General features: G+C 71.8%; 7 protein-coding genes and 1 pseudogene. 4 read left to right on the forward strand and 4 right to left on the reverse strand.

The genetic code is table 11. The features are described from left to right. Positions 1-9: 9 nt before the first annotated feature. From AB4Y83_RS08845 to AB4Y83_RS08855, 3 genes are all read left to right on the forward strand, one after another. Positions 10-888, forward strand: a complete 879-nt coding sequence (locus AB4Y83_RS08845) for a sulfurtransferase (protein WP_442296587.1) — start codon at positions 10-12, stop codon at positions 886-888. Positions 889-913: 25 nt separating this feature from the next. Beyond that, positions 914-1,369, forward strand: coding sequence for a SufE family protein (locus AB4Y83_RS08850; protein ID WP_442296588.1), 456 nt, complete (start codon positions 914-916; stop codon positions 1,367-1,369). 306 nt (positions 1,370-1,675) lie between these two features. Next, on the forward strand, positions 1,676-2,374 hold the full coding sequence (locus AB4Y83_RS08855) for a helix-turn-helix domain-containing protein (RefSeq protein WP_442296589.1): 699 nt from the start codon (positions 1,676-1,678) through the stop codon (positions 2,372-2,374). Between the two features lie 97 nt (positions 2,375-2,471). On the opposite strand, the gene kynA is transcribed toward AB4Y83_RS08855, so the two are convergent. Genes kynA through AB4Y83_RS08870 form a run of 3 tightly spaced genes read right to left on the reverse strand, consistent with a single transcriptional unit; the run spans position 2,472 to position 4,761 of the window. Then, entirely contained in the window at positions 2,472-3,347 is an 876-nt protein-coding gene (gene kynA / locus AB4Y83_RS08860; protein WP_442296590.1) for a tryptophan 2,3-dioxygenase, read from the reverse strand. A gap of 19 nt (positions 3,348-3,366) precedes the next feature. After that, positions 3,367-3,879 carry a DUF3806 domain-containing protein gene (locus tag AB4Y83_RS08865; protein WP_442296591.1) on the reverse strand — a complete coding sequence of 171 codons (513 nt, stop codon included), beginning with the start codon at positions 3,877-3,879 and terminating at the stop codon, positions 3,367-3,369. A gap of 39 nt (positions 3,880-3,918) precedes the next feature. Next, positions 3,919-4,761: an aldo/keto reductase gene (locus AB4Y83_RS08870; RefSeq protein WP_442296592.1), complete on the reverse strand. Its 843-nt coding sequence runs from the start codon at positions 4,759-4,761 to the stop codon at positions 3,919-3,921. A gap of 118 nt (positions 4,762-4,879) precedes the next feature. Here AB4Y83_RS08870 and AB4Y83_RS08875 point away from each other — a divergent pair, with 118 nt between their 5' ends. Further along, positions 4,880-6,664, forward strand: coding sequence for an acetyl/propionyl/methylcrotonyl-CoA carboxylase subunit alpha (locus AB4Y83_RS08875; protein ID WP_442296593.1), 1,785 nt, complete (start codon positions 4,880-4,882; stop codon positions 6,662-6,664). A gap of 88 nt (positions 6,665-6,752) precedes the next feature. On the opposite strand, the pseudogene AB4Y83_RS08880 reads toward AB4Y83_RS08875, so the two are convergent. Beyond that, positions 6,753-7,072, reverse strand: a pseudogene (locus AB4Y83_RS08880) (ice-binding family protein); the annotation flags it as partial.

The following is a 7,072-nucleotide window of genomic DNA, read 5'->3' on the forward strand; positions in this document are numbered from 1 at the left end:
GATGGGGACATGAGCGCTGAAGACACGAAGATCTCCGCCTACGCCCACCCCGAGCGGCTCGTCACGACCGACTGGCTCGCGGAGCAGGTCTCGGCCGGCGGCATTGGCGGCCCGGACGGGATCGTGCTGCTCGAGTCCGACGAGGACGTCCTGCTCTACGAGACCGGTCACATCCCCGGCGCGCTCAAGATCGACTGGCACGTCGACCTCAACGACCCCGTGACGCGCGACTACGTCGACGGCGCCCGGTTCGCCGAGGTGATGGGTCAGCGCGGCATCAGCCGCGACACGACCGTCGTCATCTACGGCGACAAGAGCAACTGGTGGGCGGCCTACGCCCTCTGGGTCTTCAGCCTCTTCGGCCACGAGGACGTCCGGCTGCTCGACGGTGGCCGGGCGAAGTGGGTCGCGGAGGGCCGCGAGCTGACTCGCGAGGTGGCGTCCCCGACGGCCGTGGACTACCCCGTCGCCGAGCGTGACGACGCCCCGATCCGCGCCTTCAAGGACGACGTCCTCGCGCACCTCGGCAAGCCCCTCGTCGACGTCCGCTCCCCCGGCGAGTACTCCGGCGAGCTGCTCCACATGCCCGACTACCCCCAGGAGGGGGCGATGCGCGGCGGACACATCCCCGGCGCGAAGTCGGTGCCGTGGGCGCGCGCTGCCGACGAGGACGGCTCGTTCAAGTCGCGCGAGGACCTCGAGGCGATCTACCTCGACGAGCAGGGCCTGACGCCGTCCGACGACGTCGTCGCGTACTGCCGCATCGGCGAGCGCTCGTCGCACACGTGGTTCGTCCTGACCCACCTGCTCGGCTTCGAGGCCGTGCGCAACTACGACGGCTCGTGGACCGAGTGGGGCAACGCCGTGCGCGTGCCCATCGAGAAGTGACCCCGACGCGAGACAGGAGCCTCTCGTGAGCGACACCCCGCTGCCGGCCTCCCTGGCCGAGATCGCCGAGGACTTCCGCTCGGCGAGCAACGACCTCAAGCTGCAGCTGCTGCTGGAGTTCAGCGACGAGCTGCCGGGACTGCCCGAGCGGTATGCCGGCCACCTCGACCAGCTCGAACGTGTCGACGAGTGCCAGTCGCCGCTCTTCCTCACGGTCGAGGTCGCCGACGGCCCCTCCCTCGAGGACCGGGTCGTCAGCCTCTTCTTCGACGCACCCGACGAGGCCCCGACGACCCGCGGCTTCGCCGGCATTCTGCACGAGGGTCTCGACGGCCTCTCGGCCGCCGAGGTGCTGGGCGTCCCCGACGACGCCCCGATGCGCTTCGGTCTCGCCGAGGCCGTGTCACCCCTGCGCATGCGCGGGATGGTGGCCATGCTCGGTCGCATCAAGCGCCAGGTCCGCGCCAAGACCGCCGTCTGACCCCGCCACTCACCGCCCCCTATGTCAGTGCCCCACCCAGCGGGGCACTGACATAGCCGCCAACCCCCACCGCCCGCCGGGCACCCACCCGCACGCGCTACGTCAGTGCCCCACCCAGCGGGGCACTGACGTAGCCGCCGAGCCCGGCCACCTGCTGGGCACCCACCCGCTCGCTACGTCACTGCCCCACGGGGCGGGGCAGTGACGTGGCGATCTGTCCACACCCCCCGGGACGTGTCGCTCGCCTGTGGATCGTGAACGTACGACCTCGCTGCAGTGTCGGCACCGACGCCGATGATCACGACCATGAGCCCGGAACGGATGCAGGCAGAGGACGTGGTTGCGCGTTACGTCGTGCGGGCACGCCGACTCGCCGACCTCAGCCAGCGCGAGCTCGCAGCACGGGTGGGAGTGTCGTCGAGCACCGTGGGTCGCTACGAGACCGGCTCCGTGGCACCTGGCTTCGGCATCTTCGCGGAGATCCTCGCGCTGGCGGGGCTCCACCTCGCCGTCGTCGACGGTGACGGAAACGAGGTGATGCCCGTGCCGGTCGACACCGTGCGGGACAACCAGGGGCGACGGTTCCCTGCCCACCTCGACGTCGCCCCTCCGGACGAGGTGCCCTTCGAACGCTGGGCCTTCCCGCGCTACGACCGGCCCGAGGCCCGGGGCTGGTTCCGCCACCGGGCCGCCCGGGACGAGCGGGCCGAGGCCGCACCCCGCAGAGGACGCCCGACCGACCATCCGACTGAGGCGGCGCTCACGCTGCGCCATCGCCTCATGCGAGGGCGGCAGCCTCGTATCGACGCACCACCGATGGCCGACGTCGAGTGCGCGTGCCTCGACGTCTGCTTCGAGGAGCTGTGCACCGCTGCATGTCCCTGCCAGTGCGAGCCGCGCGGCCTCAGGGTCCGCAGACGCCTCGCGCTCCCCGGCGAAGACGAAGGCGACGACGAGCGCGGGGGCCCGGCGGGGCGCCTCGGCACTCCGCCGCCCATCGTGTAGTGCTCGGATGATCGTCGCCCACGGCGGCTTGCGGCGCTCGGGCCCGCCGACCCCCTCACGCAACACCAGAGCGCGGGAGCAACGGACGACGCGTGGGTCAACCTCCGATGCGGGTGCGCACCTCGTAGAGCTCGGGGAAGAAGGTCAGGTCGAGGGCGCGCCGCAGGAAGTCGACGCCCGTCGAGCCGCCGGTGCCGGTCTTCTGCCCGATCGTGCGCTGCACGACCTGCAGGTGCCGGAAGCGCCACTGCTGGAAGTTGTCCTCGAGGTCGACGAGCTCCTCGCACGTCTCATAGACGCCCCAGTGCTCGTTCGGCTCGGCGTAGACGGCCGCGAAGACGTCGACGAGCCCCTCGTCGTGGCGGTAGGGCTGGGTCCAGTCACGGTCGAGCAGGCCTGCCGGGACGGCATACCCACGTCGACCGAGGTAGGCGAGGAACTCGTCGTAGAGGCTGGGCTCGTGCAGCAGCGCGTCGAGCGCCGAGCGGGCGCCCTCGTCGTGCGAGAACACGGCCACCATGTCGGCGTTCTTGTTGCCGAGGAGGAACTCGACCTCGCGATACTGCGCCGACTGGAAGCCCGAGCTCGCGGCGAGGAAGGGCCGGATCTGCGCGTACTCGCTCGGCGTCAGCGTCGCGAGCACCGACCACTGGTCCGTCAGGGTGTGCTGGATGTGCTTGACGCGGGCGAGCCTCTTGAGCGCCGGCGCCAGCTCGTCGTCCCTGAGCAGGTTTCTGGCAGAACGGAGCTCGTGGATGAGGAGCTTGAGCCACAGCTCCGACGTCTGGTGCTGGATGATGAAGAGCAGCTCGTCGTGCTGGGGCGGCTCGCTCAGCGGCTGCTGCGCGCTGAGGAGGGTGTCCAGCCGCAGGTAGTCGCCGTAGGACATCTTGCGCGTGAAGTCGCGCTGGATCCCCTCCTCCAGGTCGCGCTTGCTGCGTCGGTCGGGCCCTCCCGGGGCGGCACTGTCCATGCCGGCGATCTTAGGGGGGTCAGCGCGACCGCGGACGGATGCGGACGAGGTGGGACACGACGCCCGGCACCCAGCCGGTCTCGCCGCGCATCCAGCGCGCACCGACGAGGTTGTGCGGCACGACCACCGTGTCGGCGCGCGCCGCCACGAGGCCGAGGTCGGTGCCGAAGACGTCGGTGACGACGGCCCAGTCCCGCGCGCTGTGGCGAGCGAGGTGCTCGCCGATGGCCACGGCATACGTCTCGACGACGACGTCCGGCCCCTCCCCCGAGCCACCCTCGTCGGCCCAGCGGCGGTAGGCCGTGTCGTAGTGGGCGCCGATCGACGCGAGGTCGTCGACGTCCACCCCTTCAGCGGCGGCGTGCTCGAGCGCCGAGGCGATGCGGTCCCGCTCCTCGTCACCGAGCGGCACCGCGACCGGGCGCCCGGTGACGTCGGGGCCGAGCGCGTCGTCCAAGTCCTCGCCGACGCCGGGCTCCACGTCCGCGGGCTCGTCGGTGTCGTCCTTGCCCTTGCGCGAGAACAGGCCCATGCCCGCCAATCTAGCGGCTCTGGCCCACCCCGGGTCAGGTCAGCCGAAGGTGTCCGGGTCGGGGCCGGTGCGCGTGCCCCGGTCGAGGCCCGCGAGGGCCCCGAGGTCGTCGTCGCCGAGGCGGAAACCGAAGATCTCGATGTTCTCCGCGATGCGGACCGGGGTGACCGACCGCGTCAGCACGACGTTGCCGAGCTCGACGTGCCAGCGCAGCACGAGCTGGGCCGGCGTGACCGAGTGCTTGGCGGCGAGGTCGCGGACGACCGGGTCGTCGAGCAGGCCGGCGCGCACGGCGAGCGGGCTCCAGGCCTCGGTGACGATGCCGTGCTCGGCATGGAAGGCGCGCAGCTCACGCTGCTGGAGGTAGGGGCTCAGCTCGACCTGGTTGACCGACGGCAGGACTCCGGTCTCGTCGAGCAGGCGCTGGAGGTGGGGCACCTGGAAGTTGCAGACACCGACCGAGCGGACCCGGCCCTCGCGCTGGAGCTCGAGCATCGCTCGCCAGGCGTCGACGTAGGCGTCCTGCTGCGGCGCCGGCCAGTGGATGAGGTAGAGGTCGAGGACCTCGATGCCGAGGCGCTGCATCGACGCGTCGAAGGCGGCGGGGACGTTCGTGTGGTCGTCGTTCCAGACCTTCGTCGTGACGAAGACGCCGTCGCGGTCGACGTCCTCGCGGGCGAGGACCCGGCCGACGCCCTCCTCGTTGCCGTAGATCCGGGCGGTGTCGATGTGGCGGTAGCCGTCGTCGAGGGCCTGCCCGAAGGCGGCGTCGACGGCACGGTCCGGGACCTCCCAGACGCCGAAGCCGATCTGCGGGATAGCCAGGCCGGGGGTGGAGGCGTGGCCGAGGTCGAGGGTCGGGGCTGACTCGTGTGTCGTCATGCCGTCCACGCTAGGTCGAGGCGGACCGCGGCGGTGTGCGCGACCTCACTCCGAGACGACCGGGAATAGGCCGGAGGACGCCGAATTGACGTGACGTCAGCCCGATAGAGTCCGATCCATGGCACCCATCAGCAAGGTACTGATCGCAAACCGTGGTGAGATCGCCGTCCGCATCGCGCGGGCGTGCGCGGACAGTGGGATCGCCTCGGTCGCGGTCTACGCCGACCCGGACCGGGATGCCCTGCACGTCAAGGTCGCCGACGAGGCGTACGCCCTCGGGGGCTCGACCCCCGGTGAGAGCTACCTCGTCCAGGAGAAGCTGCTCGACGTCGCCCGTCAGGCCGGGGCGGACGCGGTCCACCCCGGCTACGGCTTCCTCGCCGAGAACGCGTCGTTCGCCCAGGCCGTCATCGACGCCGGGCTGGTCTGGATCGGCCCAGGGCCGCAGGCCATCGACTCGCTGGGCGACAAGGTCAAGGCGCGCCACATCGCCACGAAGGCCGGCGCGCCGCTCGTGCCCGGCACGAAGGATCCCGTCTCCGGGGCCGACGAGGTCGTCGAGTTCGCGAAGGAGCACGGCCTGCCCGTCGCGATCAAGGCGGCCTACGGCGGCGGCGGACGCGGCCTCAAGGTCGCCCGGGCCATGGAGGAGATCCCCGACCTCTACGACTCGGCCGTCCGCGAGGCCGTGACGGCCTTCGGCCGCGGCGAGTGCTTCGTCGAGCGCTTCCTCGACCACCCCCGCCACGTCGAGACCCAGTGCCTCGCCGACCAGCACGGCAACGTCGTCGTCGTCTCGACCCGCGACTGCTCGCTCCAGCGCCGCAACCAGAAGCTCGTCGAGGAGGCTCCCGCACCCTTCCTCACCGAGGAGCAGCACACCGAGCTGCTCCGCGCGAGCAAGGCGATCCTCAAGGAGGCCGGCTACGTCGGCGCCGGCACGTGCGAGTTCCTCGTCGGGCCGGCCGGCGACATCAGCTTCCTCGAGGTCAACACGCGCCTGCAGGTGGAGCACCCCGTGACCGAGGAGGTCACCGGCATCGACCTCGTGCGCGAGCAGTTCCGCATCGCGAACGGCGAGTCCCTCGACTACGGCGACCCCGAGCCGCACGCCCACTCGATCGAGTTCCGGATCAACGGCGAGGACGCCGGCCGGGGCTTCCTCCCGGCCCCGGGCACCGTCAGCCGCATGGTCGTGCCGCAGGGTCCGGGCGTGCGCTGGGACGCCGGCATCGTGGAGGGCGACACGGTCGCCGGCGCGTTCGACTCCATGATCGCCAAGCTCGTCATCACCGGCCGCACCCGCGAGCAGGCCATCGAGCGCTCCCGCCGGGCGCTGGCCGAGCTGACCATCGAGGGCATGCCGACCGTCGTCCCCTTCCACCGCGCGGTCGTCGCCGACCCGGCCTTCGCGCCGGCCGACGGCGCGCCGTTCACGATCCACACCCGCTGGATCGAGACGGAGTTCGACAACACCATCGAGGCGTATGCCGGCCCGTCGGCCGAGACGGCCGAGGCGGAGGAGCGCCAGACCGTCGTCGTCGAGGTCGGCGGCAAGCGCCTCGAGGTCTCACTCCCGGGCGGCCTCTCGCTCGGAGGTGGCGGGGCCGCCTCCGCGGCGAAGAAGAAGGCGCCCAAGCGGTCCGGCGGTGGCAAGTCCGGTGGTGCCGCTTCCGGCGACTCCCTCACGGCGCCGATGCAGGGCACCATCGTCAAGATCGCCGTCGAGGAGGGTGCGACCGTCGCAGCGGGTGACCTCGTCATCGTCCTCGAGGCGATGAAGATGGAGCAGCCGATCACCGCCCACAAGGCCGGTGTCGTCTCCGGCCTGACCGCGAAGGTCGGCGAGACCGTCACGTCGGGCGCCGTGCTCGCCGAGATCTCGGACGTCGTCGAGGCCTGAACGACGCAGAACGGACAACGACGAGGGCCGACCTGCCGCGAGGTAGGTCGGCCCTCGTGCGTGCGCCCCTCGGTGAGCAGCGCTCGCGTCAGCCCTGCCTGGCGGGCGGGTCGCCGAGGGTGATGTCACCCTCGCCCGATCCGGGCAGGTTGGGGTCGGGGACGCCGGGCAGGTCCTGCTCACCCGCGGGCTCGCCGGCTGGCGGGATCTCCGACGGTCCTGGTCCACCGGGCAGGTGAGGGTCGACGGGGGCCGGGTCGGTCGGGTCCACGGGGGGCCTCGGCTCGGTGGGTCCCGGACCCGGCGCCGGGATCGGCGTCGGGGCCGGGGTCGGCACGGGTTCCGGTGTGGGCGCCGGGGTCGGAGCCGGCTCGGGCGTCGGAGCCGGAGCGGGGCTCGGCCCCGGCG

This window comes from Terrabacter sp. RAF57 (genome assembly GCF_052113925.1).
GTDB lineage: Bacteria > Actinomycetota > Actinomycetes > Actinomycetales > Dermatophilaceae > Terrabacter.